Origin of the sequence: Natronorubrum aibiense (assembly GCF_009392895.1) — an archaeon.
GTDB lineage: Archaea > Halobacteriota > Halobacteria > Halobacteriales > Natrialbaceae > Natronorubrum > Natronorubrum aibiense.
Genome location: NZ_CP045491.1, coordinates 1 through 18,528 on the forward strand (window position 1 = coordinate 1; position 18,528 = coordinate 18,528).

The window sequence follows — 18,528 nt, forward strand, 5'->3', positions numbered from 1 at the left end:
CTACACAGTGCCAACTGTCTCGACCTCAAGAACGGTGTTCGATGTCCGAACGGTTGGCACCGTCCACGCGACTGCTGTGGCGACTGAGGTGTTCTTACGAATGACGACACAGACCCCACGCGCCGTCAGCGTCGCCCTGCAGAAAGGCGGCGTCGGCAAAACGACTCTCGCGATCAATCTCGCTGAACGACTCGCCAACCGAGACAACGACGTCTTGCTCGCCGACTTAGATCAGCAGGGCAACGCCACCGAAGGTGTCGGGCTGAGCGAGGCCTACACGAGCGACGTCCACCTCGGCGACGTCTTGGAAGACAGCTCGGAGACGACCCTCGACGACGTGATCCGTTCGACCGACGCCTTCGACGTGTTGCCGGCCCACGAGGACTTAGATAGTGTCGAAAACAGCATTCGAAGCGCGACCTTCGGTGAGTTGTGGATCAGAAACGAGATCGTCGACCCAGTGTTGGGCGACGAGTACGACTACGTCGTCGTCGACTCGCCGCCGAACCTCGGCCCGCTCGCAGATGCCTCGCTGATCTCGACTCAGAACGTCATCGTCCCGCTGCGGATGAGCGAACCAAGCGTCAGCGGCTTCGAGCGCATGTACACCCAACAGATCGGCCCGATCCGAAAGGAGATCGATCTCGACATTCTCGCGATCGTCCCGAACTCACTCTCCGGCGACAACGAGGAAAAGCGGATCATCGGCGATCTCGAGGATTCCCAGTTCGGCGACCTGCTCCCGTCGTTCGCCCGGTCAGCACACTTCGACGATCCCGATTCACCCGGTCCCGGCCTCCGCGAGCGGATCGCGTTCAAACGGGCGTGGCGCGAGGGCGTCCCGCTCGCGGCGTACGACCCGGACAACGACATGCTCGAGCGACTCGACGAACTGGCGGCGATCGTCGAACGCGGAGGTGTCGACGATGCCTGAGGAGAACCGGTTTGCCGGGCTCAGCGAGGCCGTTGACGAGGACGATTCCGACGATTCCGCTGACGAGTCGACGAGCGATGCTGAATCGGTCGACGGCGACTCGAGTGCGACGACGGTCGAGTACGATTCCGCCGCGGACGAAACGGCGACCGACGATGAACCGTCCGCCGACAGCGCCGACGGCGAATCGACCGACGCCGACGACCCCACCGCGTTTCCGTTCGACGCGACGGAAAAGAAGACGGTGTACGTCCGTCCCGAAACGATCGACGCGCTGGAGGACGCGCGGGCGCTGGTCGACGCCCAGTTGCGAACCGACCACGACGTCCGCGACCTGACCGGTCGGGAGTTCTACGACGCGGTCTTCCGGCTCGCAGCCGCCGATACCGACGGCTTGATCGAGGAACTGCTCGAGGCCCGAGAGGAGTAGCCCCCGCGTTACTCGTCGCTGCTGTCGCTTCCGTCGGTCCTCTCGACCGTCTGCTCGCGGATCGTCATCCCCTTGCGACCGAGATGCTGGAGCTGTTTCCGAGCGAAATCCTCCTCACGCGTGCCGTAGGTCGCGAGCACGTACACGAGCGCGCCGCCGGCCGGCCGCATCGTTCGGCCGGCTCGCTGGGTTCCCTGCCGTCGCGAGCCGCCGAGTCCCGAGGCGATGATCGCGAGATCAGCCGTCGGCAGGTCGATCCCCTCGTCGCCGACACGAGAGATGACCAGCAGGTCGCGCTCGTTTCGTCGGAACTCCTCGAGCAACCGGCGTCGCTCGTGGTGTGGCGTCTCTCCGCTGAGGAAGGGTACGTCGAGTGCGGCTGCGAGGTCGCGGCCCTGCTCGAGGTAGTCGACGAAGACGATCGCTTTCGAGTCGGGATGGGCCGAGAGCAGATATCGGACGTCGTCGACCTTCCCTCGGTTTTTCGCGGCGATCCGGTACTTTTCGCGGCCCTCGGCGGAGACGTAGGCGTTTCGTTGCTCGTCGTCACCCCACGGGACGTAGCGGATCTCGAGTTCCGGTTCGGCGACGAAGCCGGCCTCGAACAGCGCCTCCCAGTCGGTGCCGATGGGTGGGCCGACGAGCGTAAAGATCTCGGTCTGGCGGTCGTCCTCCCGGATCGGGCTGGCGGAGAGCCCGAGTCGATGACGAGACTGCAGATGCGTACTCCGCCGGTAGACGTCCGAGGGGACGTGCTGGCACTCGTCGAAGACGACCAGCCCCCACTCGCGGTCGTCGAACAGCGACCGATGGCGGTCCATCCCGGCGATCTGGTAGGTCGCGATCGTGACCGGGCGGACCTCCTTTCGGCCCCCGTGGTACTGCCCGATCTGATGGGGCTCGAGGGAGGTGTGCTCCGCGATCGACTCGGCCCACTGGCGCGCGAGATCCCGACTCGGGACGAGCACGAGCGTTTCCCCGCCGACGTGGGCCATCGCACCCATCGCCGCGATCGTCTTCCCACTGCCCGGCGGGCCGACGAACACACCCTCTCCGGCCTCGGCGAAGCGGTCGACCCACGTTTGCTGGTAGTCCCGCAGGCGTACCTCGAGGTCGATCGAGAGCGACTCGCCGGCCTCGAGGTCCCGGTGGTCCTGAACCGGGTAGCCCGCTTCGTAGAGGATGCGCTTGATCGCTGCTTCCGACCCTTCCCGCACCCAGTCTTCGGTCTCGGAGATCGGCGCGTGGACGTGTTCCTCGTCGAGTTTCTGTCGGGCGACGTTCCCCATCACTTCGGGCGTTTTGGCCTCGAGCACCGTGTAGCCGTCCTCGTGGGTCGCTAGTCGGAACTGATGGGCGCGATCCCATTGGCTCTTGACCCACTCCTCGAGCGCATTCGAGCGCTGGCCCAGCGCCTGTCGCATCCTCCGGGCCAGACCTTCAAAACTGTCGTGGGGCGCCTGCCAGATGTCCTCCGGGCGGACGACGTACCGGTAGCCGTCCTCTCCATTGCCGTCCGCAAGGTGGGCGAACTGCGAGAGTTGGGCCCGCGTGAACTGCTCCGGTCGGTCGACGATGATCTCGCGCCGTTTCGGAAAGACGACCACGCGCTCCCGGTCGGTCAGGTCCTCGAGTTCGCTGGGATACCAGACGACGGGATCGGTTTCGACGGACAGGCGCTCGACGTCGCCGCGCTCTGCAAGCTCCGCCAGCGCCTCGCTGGTCGCCTCGTGAGGGTGCCCAAGAGCCTGTGCGACGGACGCGGCGGTGAGCACAGGACGTCCTGCCTGCTGGCACGCGTCGTGGAACTCGGCGAGTGACAATTCTTTCGGTTCCTGTTCACCCTCGAGATCGTCCGCTGGCGGCTCGTCGTCGGCGTTTCCGCCGATCGGCTGGTGGTCGATGTCGGGCGCATCTGGGGAGCGTTCGTCAGTCACTGGCCGGTCTAACGGCGGTGTGGGTAAACCGATTTCGTTCACCGAGCGCCACCACCGTCGTCTCTACCCAGGTGGCGCTCGGCGATCACCTCGCATGCGGTGTCTTCGATACTGTAGCCGTGGACGCCTCCGGCCCGGTCGCAGATCGACTCCGTTCGGCTGGACAGGCAGTCGCCCTGACGCTGCCGGAGACGATCGACGATGCAGACGGATATCGTCCCGTCGGTGACGACATCAAACAGCGACCCGAAGGTCGAACGGTACTTTTGGCACGGACACTTTCGCCGGCTGAGCGTCGAACGCGGCTTCGACGGCGACTCGAGGACGATTTCGATCTCGGATACGTCGCACCCGAGTTCGCTGCCGATGGCTCAGTTGCGTCGCTGGCAGTCGGTGAGCAACAGACTGGTCTCAGTGCGACGCTCCCGCCCGATCGTGTTGCCGTTTCGATTCGGGCCGCGTATCCGCCGGTCGTCAGCACTGGCGATCCGGTCGAGGTCTGGACGGCCGATGCAGACTCGAGTCAGCTCGTTGCGACGGGAACGCTTCGCGCGAGTTCGGAGACAGTGGCGACACTGGTCGTCGACGAGGACGACGCCACTGCGTTCACACACGGGAAAACGTACCGACTCACTGTCCAGCCGGCGTCGGCGTCGGATGCTACCGAACTCGTCTCCGCGATCCGATTCGCGGACGAAACGGTGACCGTGACGACTGTCGTCGCAGATGGGCCCCTCAAGGGAGAATTCGTCGAGTGGATTCCAGGAACTGTGCTTGCAATCGAACGCGATGAGGACGTGATCGCGCGCCCAGCAGCTACTGAAACAGTACGGACAGGTGACACAGTGTACGTACTTGCCACGCCCGAAACACTACGCCACTTGTGTTCCCGGTCACTGCGTGACCCGACAGTTGATTTGCCACCCGAGGACACGTCGTCGGGGTGATTGTTCAGGACTTGTCGAATCGAACGCTTTCGACGTTTGGTGTCGGTGCCACTGAGGTCACTGCACTGACCGGACGGTAGCTGTGCGATCGATGTGTAACTCGGTTTGGTTGTTTCTATAGTCGCTTATACCGTCGTCGACTCAATCTATGAGCATGTTTGACATACACATGGTGGTCAGATATATATATCAACCTTAGAAGAGATATCGATAATTATAGTGTAACTGATAGTCTTTGATACGCTCAGTCACTCACAGCTAACTGCCGATCTGAGGCCAGTTCTGGTGTTACCAACCATTTTTGTTGATTGCTGTATGTGGTGTGATACCAATTTCAATGAGCGTCTGTTCGGGAGCACTTTATATTAGTGTTCTCCGATCAATACGTTATATATCAGCCCTCAACATCAGATCTATTATTACTATATAAATTTGATATTTACCATGAGAGATATTCGATCAAATACGTTATGGTTTACACAAGTATCTCTGTAAACAGTTGTGGGATACGTTTCGGGTAAATGCTCGCTTCGAAGTGCTTTTTGTGTACGAAACAGTACACGAACCTGTGACTGAGAACAACCACGATTCGGAGTCGGAGAAGCCGTGTTGTAAAATCGGTCGGATCGCCGATACATACGACCTCTCGACTCTCGACGACGATCTCATTGCCTACTGGACGGGGGAAACGGCCGAACAGTACAGCACTCGAGAACTTGCCACGTACGTCAATCAGCGAGTCCTTGAGTCCGCTCTCGAGACGGCCGGCGTCTCTGTCAAGGAGGGAGAAGTCGAAAACACGTACCGATTGCTCACTGACGAGGATGTCAGCAGCGGGACACGGGTACAGACACGAACTGAACTCGAGCGCGACGGCGTGCCGATCGAGCAAGTCGAATCGGATTTCGTTTCCCACCAGACGGTCTACAATCATCTGACGGACTGCCTCGAGACCTCACTCGAGACACCGAGTGACGAAGAGCGACTCGAAAAAAGCGCAGAGAAGCTCGGTGCACTCCAGAATCGAACGGCTGCGGTCACCGACGATACTGTCACACAACTCGACCGGAACGGGATCATCGATATCGGTGAACACAGTGTTACTGTCTCGATCACGGTGACGTGTGAGGAGTGTTTCCAAGAGTTTACCGTCAGGGAGTTGCTCGATGAACGGTCCTGTAACTGCTACTAACCCAGACCCATGCCAGCGTAATACCGAGTTGGCGACCGACCGATCGGCTGCACAGTGGCTTGCCCTGAAACGGGAGTGGTAATACCTATCTGTCAGGAGCCGAAACACCGTGGTATGGAACATCGTTTAGACACGAAAAAACGGGACGTCCCTGAAGAAGCAACACTCGTGGTCGACAATATCGGCGGTATCGACGAAACGGCAGTCTCGTTTCAACAGGGCGTGACTGTTCTCTCGGGTCGCAACGCGACGAATCGAACCTCGTTGTTGCAGGCGATTATGGCTGCACTCGGCAGCAATCAGGTGAGTCTCAAAGCCGATGCAACTGAAGGGAGCGCCATGCTCGAGTTCGGTGACGAGACCTACCGACGGACGTTGCAGCGTCGAAACGGTACGATCACGACTGACGGCGAGCCGTACCTCGACGACCCGGAACTGGCCGATCTGTTTGCGTTTTTGCTCGAGTCCAACGAGGCGCGACGGGCCGTCGCCCGTGGCGACGACCTCCGTGAGTTGATTATGCGGCCGGTCGACACCGCTGCTATTCGTTCGGAGATCGAACAGTACGAGCAGCGAAAGCGCGAACTGGACGACCAGCTCGCACAACTGGACGATCTCGAGGGGCGGCTTCCCGACCTCGAGGCAAAACGGAAACGAGTGACCGACGAAATCGAGACGTTAGAAGTGGACCTCGAGGAAGCACGGGCGAAACTCGACGAAACGAACGTCAACGTCGAAGAACGGCGGGAAGAACAGTCCGAACTCGAAACCAAACTCGACGAGGTTCGGACGACGCGATCCGAGATCGAACGTACCCGTGAGCGAATCGAGACCGAACGGGCGAGCATCGAGGCACTCGAGGACGAACGGGACCAGGTCCGGGACACACTCGAGTCGCTTTCGACGGGTGATGAAACCGAAATTGGTCGACTCGAAGCCGAAATCGAGACGCTACAGGCCGAGAAAGCGGATCTCTCCGAGGAAATCTCTCAACTCCAGAGCACGATCCAGTTCAACGAACAACTCCTTGACGAGCCGGAGTCGTTCCTCGAGGACGAAACTGAGACCAACGATGGGCCACTGACGGACCAGTTACTCGACGACTCGGAGACAGTCACGTGCTGGACCTGTGGCTCGTCGGTCGCTCGAGAGCAGATCGAGACGACGGTCGAACAGCTTCGAACCGCGCGACAAGAGCGCCTCGAGGAACGCTCCGAGATCAGCGCCGAACTTAACGACCGGCGGGAGACGCTGTCGACGATCAACGAGAACCGTACCGAGTATCAACAGACTCAGCGGCGACTCGAGTCGATCGAGGACGAGATCGACCGGCGAAGCGAGCGAATCGAAGAGTTGACCGAAGAGCGCGAGCAACTCACCGAGGAAATCGACGCTCTCGAAGCCGAAATCGATGCCCTCGAGACTGAAGAGCAAAGCGGCGTGCTCGATCAGCATAAAGAAGTCAACCAGTTAGAGTTCAAACTCGAGCGCAAAGAGCGCGAGCGCGACGAAATCGAAGACGAAATCTCCGAGATCGAATCCCGCCTCGACGAACGCGAAACGCTCGAAGCTCGCCGTGAGGACGTGACTGACGAACTGACGACGCTTCGTACCCGGATCGATCAGATCGAAGCGGATGCGGTCGACGCGTTCAACGAACACATGGAAAACTTACTCGAGACGCTTCGATACGAAAATCTCGAGCGGATCTGGATCGATCGAACCACGCGCGAGGCTCGTGAAGGCCGTCGGAAGGTCTCGAAGTCGTCGTTCGACCTCAAGATCGTCCGAAGTACCGACGATGGGGCGGCCTACGAGGACACGATCGACCACCTGAGTGAGAGCGAACGAGAAGTGACCGGACTCGTGTTCGCGCTCGCCGGATATCTCGTTCACGATGTTTACGAGACGGTTCCGTTCATGCTGTTGGACTCGCTCGAGGCGATCGATTCCGAGCGGATTGCAGCGCTCGTCGAGTACTTCGAATCGTACGTGCCATATCTCATCGTCGCGCTGTTAGAAGAGGACGCACAGGCGGTCGAGGGCGGCCACGGCGTGATCACGGATATCTAGCCGGCGACGCTGACGAGACCGATTTTTTCGGCGAGCGTAGGATTACACGAGTATGGTTGTAAGAGGATGCTGCAAGCGCCGGTGTGTTCGAATTGAATATCGCCCAAAATGGACGAAAATGGCCCTATTGAAGCTCCAAAACCCATTTTCGATTATACCGAAAAACAATCCGAAACCGAAAACTGATTTTGTGGTATCTAACACGGTTATTCTGAATATACACCAGAGCTAGCTGCTGAAAAGGGTTTTCGATAGTACCGGAAACTGTTTTCGCCGCGTACTATCAAATCTCGACTGGAGTAACCAATCGTGAGCAACGGTCGTATCGGCAGTTTGGGGGATGAATTATAAACGGCACCGTTTTCCACGTTTTACTGCAGTCGTGTACTTCCTGAATAATATTGTATTAAAACAATATAATCACCTGAAGGTGATTCGGCTCTTCCGGAACGATTTTAGACTGCTAGTCGGTTGTTAACATTCATTGCCTACTTACAAAATCACGTATTTCGGGTATAGAACGCTTATTTTCAGCCGATCACTGAGATTCAGTCTCGAAAACGGAATGTCAAAACGTGTCGTCGTCTCGAAGTCAATCCGGAAATATTTCCGGCATAGCCGAAAGCCTTCTATATCTGGCAGTTGTGTCTCGATTCATGGGAGGGACATCAAACCGGTCGGTCGAACGGGCGTTCAAACTCATCGACGAACTCGCCGAAAACGGCAGTGGGGGCGTTTCAGAGCTCGCAGAACGGCTCGATATGCCCGTCAGTACGGTTCACGATTATTTACAGGCGCTCGTCGCGACAGGATACGTAACGGTACACGACACGGAGTACCGAACGACGACGCGGTTTCTCGAGGTCGGCCACCGCCAGCGACATCGGTTAGAGGTCTTCAAAGCGGTCCGTGATGAACTCGAGGACGTTGCATCGGAAACTGGCGAACATGCAACTCTACTGATCGAAGAAGACGATCAGGCGGTGATCCTCGCGGTTCAGGAAGGGCCGGATGCCGTTAACCTGTTCGCGTACCCGGGTGCCAGAATGCCCCTTCACGCGACTGCACCCGGAAAGGCGATGCTTGCGCACATGACTGATGACCGCGTCGACGAGATCATCGACCGGCAGGGTCTCGTTGCGGTCACCTCACAAACGATCACCGATCCCGACGTGCTCTTCGAGCAACTCGAGTCGATTCGCCAGCAGGGATACGCGATCGACGAAGGGGAACGTATCGCCGGCATGGTCTGTATCGCAGCGCCGATTCTCGATAAGAGCGATCGGATTCGCGGGTCGATCTGTGTCTGTGGGCCACAGAGCCGGATCGACGAAACACGGCGCGAGGAGATCGCGGACGTCATCCAGCGGGCCGCGAACGTCACCCAGGTAAATTTGGATTACGTGTAGCCGACTCAGTTGGGTTCGATGTCGGCTTTCGAAGCCGATTACGCCTCCGAAACCGGTGCGAGTGCGTCGATCGTTTCCGTGGCCAGTTCGTCGGCGGCCTGCTCCGGAATCGTCACCAGTGGGCGGTCCATCGCCGTTTCGGCGATTAGTTCCCTGAGTTGCTCGCGCGCGTCTTCGGGTGTCCCCGCGACGCCGAGTTCGTGGACCATCTCGTCCGTGACGAGACCGGTGGCCTCTCCGCGGTTACCCGCTTGCCACGCTTCGGCGACGCGTTCGGCTTCATCGGGGAACAGCGTCGAAACCGCGTTCTGATAGCCTTTACCACTTCCGACGTAGTAGGCGATGTGGCCGCGAACGGCATCGTAGGCTTCTTCAGCGTCGTCGCTGACCGCCGCCGGAACGTAGGGCGCGATCGTGATCTCGTCGGGATCGCGGTCGGCTTCGCGGGCTGTTCGTTCGACGACCTCGAAGGCGTTCTCGAGTTCGGAAAACGGGATATTGTGGGGCATCCAGCCGTCACAGAGTCGCCCGACGACGCGTCGGTTGGCTGGCCCGAGCGCTGCGTGATAGATCGGAACATCCGCATTGATTGGTGGAACGCCGTTGACGCCGAGCAGTTCGCCGTCGTAGTCGACTGGCTCGTCGTCGCGCAGAATTTTCGTAATGATCTCGATCGTCTCGTGGGAGCGACGAACCGGTCGTTCGAACTCCATACCGTGGATGTTTTCGACGGCCGTCGGCGTACTCGTTCCGACGCCGAACGACGCGCGGCCATCCGAGACCTGATCGAGCGTCGCTGCGGTCATCGCGAGTACGGCCGGTGTCCGCGAAAACACGTTTACGATGGCCGTCCCGAGTTCGACCTCGTCCGTCGACGCTGCGATCTCTGCGAGTTTGACGACGGAACTCGTTCCCCAGAGCTCCCCCATCCAGACGGAGTCATACCCCTGTTGTTCCGCGTCGATTGCGAGATCGGTCGGGTCGTGTGCGCCAGTTCGTGGGATTACCAGGCCGAGGTGCATACCACCACGTTTGGGATTTGTCGTGATAAATCATTCTGCGAATATGAGGATTGGAAACTCGATGGTCGCTCGCTATCGGCCGACGAACTCGGGATCGCCGTCACCGAAGAATGCCTCGAGGCCACGCTCGTAGTCTTCCGTCTTGGATGCGCCGGCAATGGCGTCGGCTTCAGCAGCGAGTTGGCCCTCGAGGCCGCGTTCGTAGCTGTCGGTCAGCAGTTGGGTCGCCGTGCCGAGTGCGTGTGTCGGTCCAGCCGCGAGTTCCGAAGCGAGTGACTCGAGTCGCTCGTCGAACTCGTCGGCGGGTGCGACCTCCGTCGCGAGCCCCATCTCGACGGCGTCGTCCGGTGCGATCGCCTCGTCGCGGAGGACGATTTCTTTCGCTTTTCGGAGCCCGACGAGTCGCGGCAGGAAGAAGGTCGCGCCGCCGTCGCCAGTCAATCCGATCCCGGGATAGGCGAACTTCAGCGTCGCGTCTTCGCCGAGGACGACCAGATCAGGCAACAGCGCGAGGCTGAAGCCGATACCGGCCGCGATGCCGTTGATTCCCCCGACGACGGGTGTCTTCGTCCGGTGGAACTGGGAGATTGCTTCGTGGGCGCGGCCGGCCAGTTCCCGGAGGTGTGGGGCGTCGGCGGCGTCGCCCGTGAGCTGAGAGAGGTCGGCTCCGGAGCCGAAGAAGTTCCCCTCGTGGGTTAGGACGATACACCGGGTGTCCGGATCGTCGCCAAGCGTCGTGGCGACCGACACCAGTTCGTTCGCCATCTCGAGGGAGAGTGCGTTCCGACCGGCCGTGCTGTCGAGCGTTACCGTTGCGACGCCGTCGTCGTGGTCGACGGACAGGTTTTCGTACGCAGCCATATCGATCGTCGATTACTCTCGAGAGATGTTAACGATACTGATCTCTGACCCTGCCCGTGGCGGCCACAAAAGAAGACAGGCGGTATCGCGGGCCGTGATCAGTCGACGTATTCAGTCAGATCGAGCGGCTCCGTCCGGAAGAGGTCCGGATGCATCTCAGCAACGTCATCTGCAATCGCGGGCGTACACTCGAGTTGGTCGAGGACGTCTTCCTCGAGGTCGATGCCGGGTGCGACCTCGACGAGCGTAAGCCCGTCCTCGCGAAGGTCGAAGACCGCGCGTTCGGTGACGTACCGAACTGGCTGGTCGATCTCGCGAGCGTACTCGCCGCTGAAGGTGATCTGTTCGACGGACTCGAGGAACTTCGGCTGAGCACCCTCGCGTTCGATCGCGAGTTCTCCGTCGCCGACGTCGATCTCGAGGCCCTTGGTCGTCAGCGTCCCACAGAAGACGACCGTCTCGGCGTTTTGCGTGATGTTGATGAAGCCGCCACAGCCGGGCAGTTGCGAGCCGAAGCGGCTCACGTTGATGTTGCCCGCGGGATCGACTTGGGCCATTCCCAGGAAGCCGAAGTCGAGGCCGCCGCCGTCGTAAAAGTCGAACTGCTGGGTGGAGGCGACGAGCGCCTCGTGGCCGGTCGCGGTTCCGAAGCTGATCCCGCCCGAGGCGGAGCCGCCGACGGGGCCGGACTCGACAGTCTGAGTGATCTCGTCGTCGATGCCGCCTTCCGCTGCCACGGCGGGGATGAGTTCGGGGACCCCGACGCCGAGGTTGATGACCGCATCGCTCGAGAGCTCCATCGCGGCCCGTCGGGCGATGATCTTCTTCGCCGACAGCGGTGCGTCATCTGGCGAGTTGCTCGCGGGTGGTTTGATTTCGCCGCTGTAGGCGGGGTTGTACGCTTCGGCGTACGTCTGCGGGTGGTGTGACGCCGGAGCCTCGACGACTGCATCGACGAGCACGCCCGGAACGGCGACCGACCGCGGATCGAGCGTCCCCGTCTCGGTGACGCGCTCGACCTGCGCGATCACGGTGCCACCGGAGTTGTGGGCCGCCTGTGCCATCGCCAGCACGTTCGACTCGAGGGCCTCCCGTTCCATCGTGATGTTGCCGTTCTCGTCGGCGGTCGTTCCCCGAATAATCGCGACGTCGATGGGGACCGACCGATAGAACAGGTACTCTTCGCCGTCGAGTGTCACGACGTCGACGATGTCCTCGGTCGTACTGTCGTTGGCCTTCGCCCCGTCCTGTCGCGGGTCGACGAAGGTCCCGAGGCCGACGTTCGTGATCGTGCCGGGTTTACCCGCCGCCGTATCCCGGAGCATGTGATCCATCGCACCGAACGGCAGGTTGTACGCCTCGACGTCCTCCTCGACGATCCGCTCCATCAGATCGGGCGTGAATCCCCAGTGGCTAGCGATCGTCCGCTCGATCATGCCGTCCTGAACGAGATGGGAGACGCCGTTCCCCTGTCGGTCGCCCTCTGCAGCCGGGTGATACAATGTGAGATCGCCCGGTGTGCCCGTCTCCGCGTAGCGCTCGCCGAGTCCCTCGAGGAGATATTCGGGAATGCCAACGGCCACGAAGCCGCCGATGCCGACGGTGTCGCCGTCATCGATCAGCTCGACTGCCGTCTCCCGTGACTGGATGACTGTCATACGTACTACCCTCCGGGCGAGCGCCCATTTCTATGTATCTATTCGCCGACGGATCGCACCCTTTAGTAGCCCACTCGCAAATACCGAGGTATGGAGCTTACCCACGAACAGCAGCTCATCCAAGATACGGTGCAGGAGTTCGTCGAAAACGAGGTCGGTGCCGACGTTCACGATGCCGACGAAAAGCAGAAATTCCCGGAAGACGTCTGGGATGGGCTCGCGGAACTGGACTTTACCGGCATGACGGTGCCCGAGGAGTACGGCGGTCTCGACGTCGACGAACTCACCTACAGCATCATCAACGAGGAACTCGCCTACGGCCACCTCGCCGTCGCGACGGCGCTGTCGGTCCACTGTCTCGCGACGTCGTGTATCCGCCAGTTCGGCTCCGAAGCGCACAAAGAAGAGTGGCTGCCGGAGATGGCCCGTGGCCGACCCGTCGGTGCGTTCGCCCTCTCAGAACCCGACGCCGGCTCGAACCCTGCTGAGATGTCGACCGAAGCCCGACTCGAGGGCGACGAGTACGTCATCAACGGCAAGAAACAGTGGATCACGAACGGTGAGCGTGCAGGCGTCGTCATCCTGTTCGCCAAGACCGATCGCGACGACCCCGACACCGTCACCCAGTTCCTCGTGCCGAAAGACGTCGAAGGCCTCGAGGTCGGCAAGAAAGAGGACAAACTCGGCCTCCGAGCGAGCGACACGACGACGCTCATCTTCGACGATGTCCGAATTCCGGCCGAAAACCGCCTGACTGAGGTCGGTCGCGGACTCAAAGCCGCGTTCTCGATCCTGACTGGCGGCCGCGTGGCGATCGCGAGTCAGGCGGTCGGCGTCGCACAGGCTGCCCTCGACGACTCGGTCCAGTACGCGAACGAACGCGAGCAGTTTGGCCAACCGATCATCGAACACCAGGCGATCAGCCAGAAACTCGCCGACATGCAGACAGACGTCCAGGCAGCGCGCCTGCTGACTCGTGATGCTGCGCGGAAAAACGAGGATGGCGTCGCAGCGAAGGCCGCGGCGATGGCGAAGTACTTCGCCAGCGAGACGGCCGTCGACGTAGCGAACGAGGCCGTCCAGATCCACGGCGGCTACGGCTACACCAAAGACTTCGACGTCGAGCGCTACTACCGCGACGCCAAGATCACGACGATCTACGAAGGAACGTCCGAGATCCAGAAAAAGATCATCGCCCGCCACCTCAAACAGTAGGGGCGGACTGAATGCCCACTGGGATCGTCGTTGGGTCGAGTAAACCCAGTTCAGTCGTACTCGTAGAAGCCCGAACCCGTCTTTTTACCGAGTTCGCCCGCCTCGACTTTCCGCTTGAGGAGGTAGGCCGGTTTGTACCGATCGCCGAGTTCCTCGTGAAGCGTTTCCGTGGCGTGCAGACAGATATCGAGACCGATGTGGTCGGCGAGCGTCAGCGGCCCCATCGGCACGTTCGTCCCGAGTTCCATCCCCGCGTCGATGTCCTCTTTCGTCGCGACGCCTTCGTCGAACGCGCGAATCCCCTCGTTGATCCAAGGCATGAGAATGCGGTTCGTGACGAAGCCGGGCTTGTCGTCCGACTCCCAAGTCGTCTTCTCCAAATCCTCGGCGAACTCGTGGGCGACATCGACGAGTTCGGGGTCGGTCTGTTCGCCAACGACAATCTCGACACCTGGCATCACCGGCACGGGGTTCATGAAGTGCAGTCCGACGACCGACTCCGGTCGCTCCGTCGCTGCGGCAATCGACGTGATCGAAAGCGTGCTCGTGTTCGTCGCGAGCACGGCGTCGTCGGCTGCGATTTCGTCGAGGTCGCCGAAGATATCGCGTTTGATATCGAGATCCTCGAGCGCTGCCTCAACGACGAGGTCACAGTCCGCGAGGTCCTCGAGTTCGGTCGTGCCGGTGATTCGGTCGCGAACAGCTGCGGCCTCGTCTTCGGTGAGCGTCTCGTTCGAGACGAGTCGACCCAGACTGTCGTCGATCGTCTCGAAGCCGTTCTCGACGAACTCCTGTTCGATGTCGCGCATCACGACATCGTAGCCGTGTGTGGCGGCGACCTGTGCGATACCACTACCCATCGTTCCCGCGCCGATAACGCCGACGCGGTTGATCGTCTCTACGTCCATCACCAGTGTCTGTTCCGAGCAAGCCAATAAGTGTGCCGACTCGACAGATCTCACTGTCGGTCCCGCTGGCTGTCGCGAGCCGTTCGATACACATATAGTCCTGTCTGCCCAACTGTAGCGTGGTAGATAATGTCGAAGGCATTCGTCGCCGGAACAGGGATGACTGCGTTCGGAACGTTCCCCGATCGGAGAGGGAGAGATATGTTTGCAGAAGCCGGGCTCGCTGCGCTCGACGATGCCGGGCTTGGCCCTGAGGACATCGACGAGGTGTTTTACGGCAACTTCATCGGGACGCTTGCGGAAAATCAGGGCCATCAGGGACCGCTGGCAGCCGAAGCACTGGGTACGACCGCCCCGTCTAGGCGGGTCGAAAGCGCGTGTGCCTCGAGTGGCCTCGCGATTCGAGATGCAGTCCGTGCGGTCCGAAGCGGCGAGGCAGATGTCGTCGTCGCGGGTGGAATGGAACGGATGAGCAACATGGGAACTGCTGGAGCGACCGACGGATTGGCCCGTGCCGCCGACGATCTCTTCGAGATTCGATCCGGCGTCACGTTCCCCGCAGCGTACGCGTTGATGGCACGAGCGTACTTCGACGAGTTCGGCGGCGATCGTGAAGATCTCGCTCACATTGCCGTCAAGAATCACGACAACGCACTCGTCAACGACCACGCCCACCTCCAAGAGGAGATCACCGTCGACGACGTCCTCGAGTCACCAGAAATCGCGGCCCCGCTCACGCTGTACGACGCCTGTCCGATCAGTGACGGCGCAGCCGCACTCGTCTTGCTGTCGCCCTCCTACGCCGAGGAACACGGTCTCGACAGTGGCGTTGCGATCACGGGCTCGGGCCACGGCGGCGATACAATGGCTCTGCAGGATCGCCAGTCGCTCGCAACGGCCCCAGCGACACGCGACGCTGCCGAGGAGGCCTACGACGACGCGGGAATCAGCCCTGACGACGTCGGCTTCGTCGAAGTCCACGACTGCTTTACGATCGCCGAAGTGCTCGCCCTCGAAGGCCTCGGCCTCTACAGCTACGGGGAAGGGATCGGCGCGGCCCGACGCGGCGAGACGCGCCGCGACGGCGACCTCCCAGTGAACCTCTCGGGTGGACTCAAAGCGAAGGGTCACCCCGTCGGCGCAACCGGCGCAGCACAGGTCGCAGCCGTCAGCAATCTGCTTACCGGCATTCATCCACGAGCCGATGCCGTCAGCGAGGATGTCACCGTCGGCCTCGCACACAACGCGGGTGGGACGGTTGCCAGTGCAGCCGTGCACGTTCTGGAGGTGACACGATGACGGACACACAGGATGGGTGCTACGACGCGTTCCTCGACGCACTCGAGGCCAGCGACGGCTACTACTACGAGTGTGCGGATGGTCACGCGCTGGTCCCACCCCGACGTGTCTGTCCACACTGCGGTGACCGAGAGTTAGAGCGGGTGGAACTGCCTGAAACGGGTTCGATCGTCACCCACACGACTGTCGCCGTTCCAACGCCGCAGTTCGAAGACGATGCGCCGTACGTCACGGCGATCGCGACGTTCGGACAGGCCAAACTGACCGGTATCCTTCGAGACGTCGATCCGAACGACGTCGAAATCGGGCAGGAAGTCACCGTCACCGTCGACACAGCCGAAACCACTGGCGATCGGACGATCACGTTTGACCGACACAGCTAGTTCGATGTCACACACGACACCGATCACCATCGACTGGGGTGATACCGACGCCGGCGGGCTCATCTACTATCCACGGTTCTTTCATTTCGTGATCGTCGGGCTGAACGACTACTTCAGTCAGGCCACTGACGGCGAGCATCCGATGGAATCGTACCGGAAAGATGGGTATCTCCTCCCCGCAGTCGAGGCGTCGGCGTCGTTTCACTCGCCGCTTCGGGCTGGCGACACCGCGCTCCTCGAGACGACCGTCGTCGACAGCGGTACGTCGTCGCTGACGGTGGCGTTTACCATCGTGCGACCGTCGACCGACGAACGCGTCGCCGACGGCGAGGTGTCGTTCGTCTTCGTCGACGAGACGTTCGAGGCGACGCCGTTGCCCGACGACATGCGCGAGTGTATCCGAGAACGCGGTGACGCAGCGAACTAAGACCGGCTTCACGCCCTCGCGTCCCCGCGTCCGTGGGCACTTTTCGAACACACCGAGAGGAATACTCCTCGAGTAGCGACATCGTCGGGGAGCCATGAGAGACGTCCGAAAAGAGCCGTCGATTCGTGAACGGTCCGATTACCGACCGAAACGAGTGTCTACAGTTGGTGGCTGACCGATCATCTAGCTGTGTTTTTCTTGCTCCTGCTGGCGAAGCTCGACGCGGCGGATCTTGCCACTCGAGGTCTTGGGGAGTTCGTCGACGAACTCGATCCGGCGGGGGTATTTGTACGGAGCCGTCTCCTCTTTCATGAACTCCTGCAGTTCGACCTTGAGGTCGTCGCTGCCCTCGTAGCCCTCGGCGAGGATGACGTAGGTTTTGACGACGCTGCCACGTTCGTCGTGTGGGCTGTCGACGGCGGCTGCCTCGGCGACGGCGTCGTGGCTGACGAGTGCGTCTTCGACTTCGAATGGGCCGATGCGGTATCCGGAGGAGATGATGATGTCGTCGGCGCGGCCTTCGAAGAAGAAGTAGCCGTCTTCGTCCTGAGAGGCCAAGTCACCGGTACGGTAGTACTCACCCGAGAGTTTCTGCTCGTCGAGTTCCGGTTTTTCGTAGTAGCCGTCGAAGATCGCTGGGGAGTCGACCGGCACCGCGATCTCGCCGATCTCGCCGGTTTCAACCTCTTCTTCCTCGTCGACCTCGATGATCGTCGCCCCGACGCCGGGGGTTGGTTTCCCCATGCTGCCGGTCTTGACGTCGATGCCCGGGTAGTTCGTCACGAGTGCGACCGTCTCGGTCTGGCCGTAGCCGTCGCGTGGCGTGACGCCCCACGCGTCCTGAATGCGCTCGATCGGCTCGCGGTTGAGTGGTTCGCCCGCCGACAGCGTGTCGTTCAACTGGACGTCGTAGTCGTCGAGGTCGGCGTTCGCGAACATCCGGTACTGGGTCGGGACCGCACAGAGTTTCGTGACGCCTTCGTCCTCGAGGATCTGGAGGAACGTCTCCGGTTCGAAGTCGCCATCGTAGATCAACTGCGTCGCGCCCGTCGTCAGTCCGACACCGATCGGACTCCAGAACCACTTGGCCCAGCCGGTGCCGGTCGTCGCCCACAGCAGTTCCTCCTCGAGATCGGTGTCTTCGTCGACGCCCCACCAGTACGGCGCGTTGATCTGATTGAAGCAGTACTGCCAGCGGTGTTTGTGTAGGACTGGCTTCGGCTGACCGGTCGTTCCGCTGGTATAATTGATCGACATCGGGTCCTCGGCCGCGAGATCAGGACCATCGTAGTCGGTCGACTGCCCGTCCATCACCGACTGGAACGTCGTCCAACGATCGTCGTCGAGCGCGTCCTCGTCACCCTCGAGAACGATCACGCGCTCGAGTGGCGTCTCCTCGAGTACGGGTTCGACCATGTCGGTGAGCGACTCGTGGACGACGATTGTCGTCGCGTTACAGTCGTTCGCACGGAACTCGATATCTTTTGCTCGCAGCATCGACGAACACGGGACCAACAACGAGCCAGTCGCGAGTGCACCGAGCTGGATCACGAACGTGTCTGGATGCCGCGGGAGCAAGTGCATGGTCCGGTCGCCCTTGCCGACACCCAGTTCCTCGAGGCCGTTTGCAAATTGGTTCATCCCGTCGCGAAGGTCGGCGTAGGTTCGTTCCTCCCGATGGCCGTCGTCGCTCAGAAAGTGAACGGCGACTCGGTCGCCGAACGACGCCGCGTGGTCGGCGACGGTCGACGTGACCGTATACGATTCCGGAATATTCCATTCGAACTCCTCGACTATGGTATCGTAATCCACACCCATACTCGACCAATCATA

Annotated in this window: 16 protein-coding genes; 10 read left to right on the forward strand and 6 right to left on the reverse strand. The window is 60.9% G+C overall.

Translation table 11 applies throughout. From position 1 onward, the window contains the following. Positions 1–100 precede the first annotated feature (100 nt). Both GCU68_RS20140 and GCU68_RS20145 read left to right on the forward strand, forming a co-directional pair. Positions 101–934, forward strand: coding sequence for a ParA family protein (locus GCU68_RS20140; RefSeq protein WP_152944435.1), 834 nt, complete (start codon positions 101–103; stop codon positions 932–934). Then, a complete protein-coding gene (locus tag GCU68_RS20145) occupies positions 927–1,364 on the forward strand; it encodes a hypothetical protein (RefSeq protein ID WP_152944436.1) in 438 nt (145 codons plus the stop codon). Before GCU68_RS20140 ends, GCU68_RS20145 begins: the two co-directional genes overlap by 8 nt. 8 nt (positions 1,365–1,372) lie before the next feature. Here GCU68_RS20145 and GCU68_RS20150 read toward each other — a convergent pair whose 3' ends face one another. Then, positions 1,373–3,301, reverse strand: a complete 1,929-nt coding sequence (locus tag GCU68_RS20150) for a DEAD/DEAH box helicase (protein ID WP_193565111.1) — start codon at positions 3,299–3,301, stop codon at positions 1,373–1,375. Between the two features lie 71 nt (positions 3,302–3,372). Here GCU68_RS20150 and GCU68_RS20155 point away from each other — a divergent pair, with 71 nt between their 5' ends. From GCU68_RS20155 to GCU68_RS20170, 4 genes are all read left to right on the forward strand, one after another. Beyond that, positions 3,373–4,248, forward strand: coding sequence for a hypothetical protein (locus GCU68_RS20155; protein ID WP_152944437.1), 876 nt, complete (start codon positions 3,373–3,375; stop codon positions 4,246–4,248). A gap of 568 nt (positions 4,249–4,816) precedes the next feature. Next, positions 4,817–5,440, forward strand: coding sequence for a rod-determining factor RdfA (gene rdfA, locus GCU68_RS20160; RefSeq protein ID WP_152944438.1), 624 nt, complete (start codon positions 4,817–4,819; stop codon positions 5,438–5,440). A 114-nt stretch (positions 5,441–5,554) separates the two neighbouring features. Next, positions 5,555–7,513 carry an archaea-specific SMC-related protein gene (locus tag GCU68_RS20165; protein ID WP_152944439.1) on the forward strand — a complete coding sequence of 653 codons (1,959 nt, stop codon included), beginning with the start codon at positions 5,555–5,557 and terminating at the stop codon, positions 7,511–7,513. Positions 7,514–8,169: 656 nt separating this feature from the next. Further along, on the forward strand, positions 8,170–8,922 hold the full coding sequence (locus GCU68_RS20170) for an IclR family transcriptional regulator (protein WP_152944440.1): 753 nt from the start codon (positions 8,170–8,172) through the stop codon (positions 8,920–8,922). Between the two features lie 38 nt (positions 8,923–8,960). On the opposite strand, the gene GCU68_RS20175 is transcribed toward GCU68_RS20170, so the two are convergent. From GCU68_RS20175 to GCU68_RS20185, 3 genes are all read right to left on the reverse strand, one after another. Continuing rightward, complete coding sequence (locus GCU68_RS20175) at positions 8,961–9,944, reverse strand: LLM class flavin-dependent oxidoreductase (RefSeq protein ID WP_152944441.1); 984 nt, start codon at positions 9,942–9,944, stop codon at positions 8,961–8,963. A gap of 72 nt (positions 9,945–10,016) precedes the next feature. After that, positions 10,017–10,805 carry an enoyl-CoA hydratase/isomerase family protein gene (locus GCU68_RS20180; protein ID WP_152944442.1) on the reverse strand — a complete coding sequence of 263 codons (789 nt, stop codon included), beginning with the start codon at positions 10,803–10,805 and terminating at the stop codon, positions 10,017–10,019. Between the two features lie 98 nt (positions 10,806–10,903). Beyond that, positions 10,904–12,463, reverse strand: a complete 1,560-nt coding sequence (locus GCU68_RS20185) for an acyl CoA:acetate/3-ketoacid CoA transferase (protein ID WP_152944443.1) — start codon at positions 12,461–12,463, stop codon at positions 10,904–10,906. A gap of 90 nt (positions 12,464–12,553) precedes the next feature. On the opposite strand from GCU68_RS20185, the gene GCU68_RS20190 reads away from it, so the two are divergent. Next, positions 12,554–13,678 carry an acyl-CoA dehydrogenase family protein gene (locus GCU68_RS20190; RefSeq protein WP_152944444.1) on the forward strand — a complete coding sequence of 375 codons (1,125 nt, stop codon included), beginning with the start codon at positions 12,554–12,556 and terminating at the stop codon, positions 13,676–13,678. Positions 13,679–13,728: 50 nt separating this feature from the next. Here the strand turns inward: GCU68_RS20190 and GCU68_RS20195 are convergent, their stop codons facing one another. Further along, positions 13,729–14,586, reverse strand: coding sequence for a 3-hydroxyacyl-CoA dehydrogenase family protein (locus GCU68_RS20195; RefSeq protein WP_152944445.1), 858 nt, complete (start codon positions 14,584–14,586; stop codon positions 13,729–13,731). A 129-nt stretch (positions 14,587–14,715) separates the two neighbouring features. Here GCU68_RS20195 and GCU68_RS20200 point away from each other — a divergent pair, with 129 nt between their 5' ends. From GCU68_RS20200 to GCU68_RS20210, 3 genes are read left to right on the forward strand one after another with little or no spacing between them, the layout of a single operon-like run. Then, on the forward strand, positions 14,716–15,885 hold the full coding sequence (locus tag GCU68_RS20200; RefSeq protein WP_152944446.1) for a thiolase C-terminal domain-containing protein: 1,170 nt from the start codon (positions 14,716–14,718) through the stop codon (positions 15,883–15,885). After that, positions 15,882–16,268 carry a Zn-ribbon domain-containing OB-fold protein gene (locus GCU68_RS20205; RefSeq protein ID WP_152944447.1) on the forward strand — a complete coding sequence of 129 codons (387 nt, stop codon included), beginning with the start codon at positions 15,882–15,884 and terminating at the stop codon, positions 16,266–16,268. Before GCU68_RS20200 ends, GCU68_RS20205 begins: the two co-directional genes overlap by 4 nt. Before the next feature lie 4 nt (positions 16,269–16,272). Next, a complete protein-coding gene (locus GCU68_RS20210) occupies positions 16,273–16,695 on the forward strand; it encodes an acyl-CoA thioesterase (RefSeq protein ID WP_152944448.1) in 423 nt (140 codons plus the stop codon). A gap of 183 nt (positions 16,696–16,878) precedes the next feature. Here GCU68_RS20210 and GCU68_RS20215 read toward each other — a convergent pair whose 3' ends face one another. Next, positions 16,879–18,513: an acyl-CoA synthetase gene (locus GCU68_RS20215; protein WP_152944449.1), complete on the reverse strand. Its 1,635-nt coding sequence runs from the start codon at positions 18,511–18,513 to the stop codon at positions 16,879–16,881. Positions 18,514–18,528 lie beyond the last annotated feature (15 nt).

What these genes read in the sequence shown, in the direction of transcription:
- GCU68_RS20140 (WP_152944435.1), top strand. Translation starts at nt 101, where the DNA reads ATGACGACACAGACCCCACGCGCCGTCAGCGTCGCCCTGCAGAAAGGC.
- GCU68_RS20145 (WP_152944436.1), top strand. Translation starts at nt 927, where the DNA reads ATGCCTGAGGAGAACCGGTTTGCCGGGCTCAGCGAGGCCGTTGACGAG.
- GCU68_RS20165 (WP_152944439.1), top strand. Translation starts at nt 5,555, where the DNA reads ATGGAACATCGTTTAGACACGAAAAAACGGGACGTCCCTGAAGAAGCA.
- GCU68_RS20170 (WP_152944440.1), top strand. Translation starts at nt 8,170, where the DNA reads ATGGGAGGGACATCAAACCGGTCGGTCGAACGGGCGTTCAAACTCATC.
- GCU68_RS20175 (WP_152944441.1), bottom strand. Translation starts at nt 9,944, where the DNA reads ATGCACCTCGGCCTGGTAATCCCACGAACTGGCGCACACGACCCGACC.
- GCU68_RS20180 (WP_152944442.1), bottom strand. Translation starts at nt 10,805, where the DNA reads ATGGCTGCGTACGAAAACCTGTCCGTCGACCACGACGACGGCGTCGCA.
- GCU68_RS20185 (WP_152944443.1), bottom strand. Translation starts at nt 12,463, where the DNA reads ATGACAGTCATCCAGTCACGGGAGACGGCAGTCGAGCTGATCGATGAC.
- GCU68_RS20190 (WP_152944444.1), top strand. Translation starts at nt 12,554, where the DNA reads ATGGAGCTTACCCACGAACAGCAGCTCATCCAAGATACGGTGCAGGAG.
- GCU68_RS20195 (WP_152944445.1), bottom strand. Translation starts at nt 14,586, where the DNA reads ATGGACGTAGAGACGATCAACCGCGTCGGCGTTATCGGCGCGGGAACG.
- GCU68_RS20200 (WP_152944446.1), top strand. Translation starts at nt 14,716, where the DNA reads ATGTCGAAGGCATTCGTCGCCGGAACAGGGATGACTGCGTTCGGAACG.
- GCU68_RS20205 (WP_152944447.1), top strand. Translation starts at nt 15,882, where the DNA reads ATGACGGACACACAGGATGGGTGCTACGACGCGTTCCTCGACGCACTC.
- GCU68_RS20210 (WP_152944448.1), top strand. Translation starts at nt 16,273, where the DNA reads ATGTCACACACGACACCGATCACCATCGACTGGGGTGATACCGACGCC.
- GCU68_RS20215 (WP_152944449.1), bottom strand. Translation starts at nt 18,513, where the DNA reads ATGGGTGTGGATTACGATACCATAGTCGAGGAGTTCGAATGGAATATT.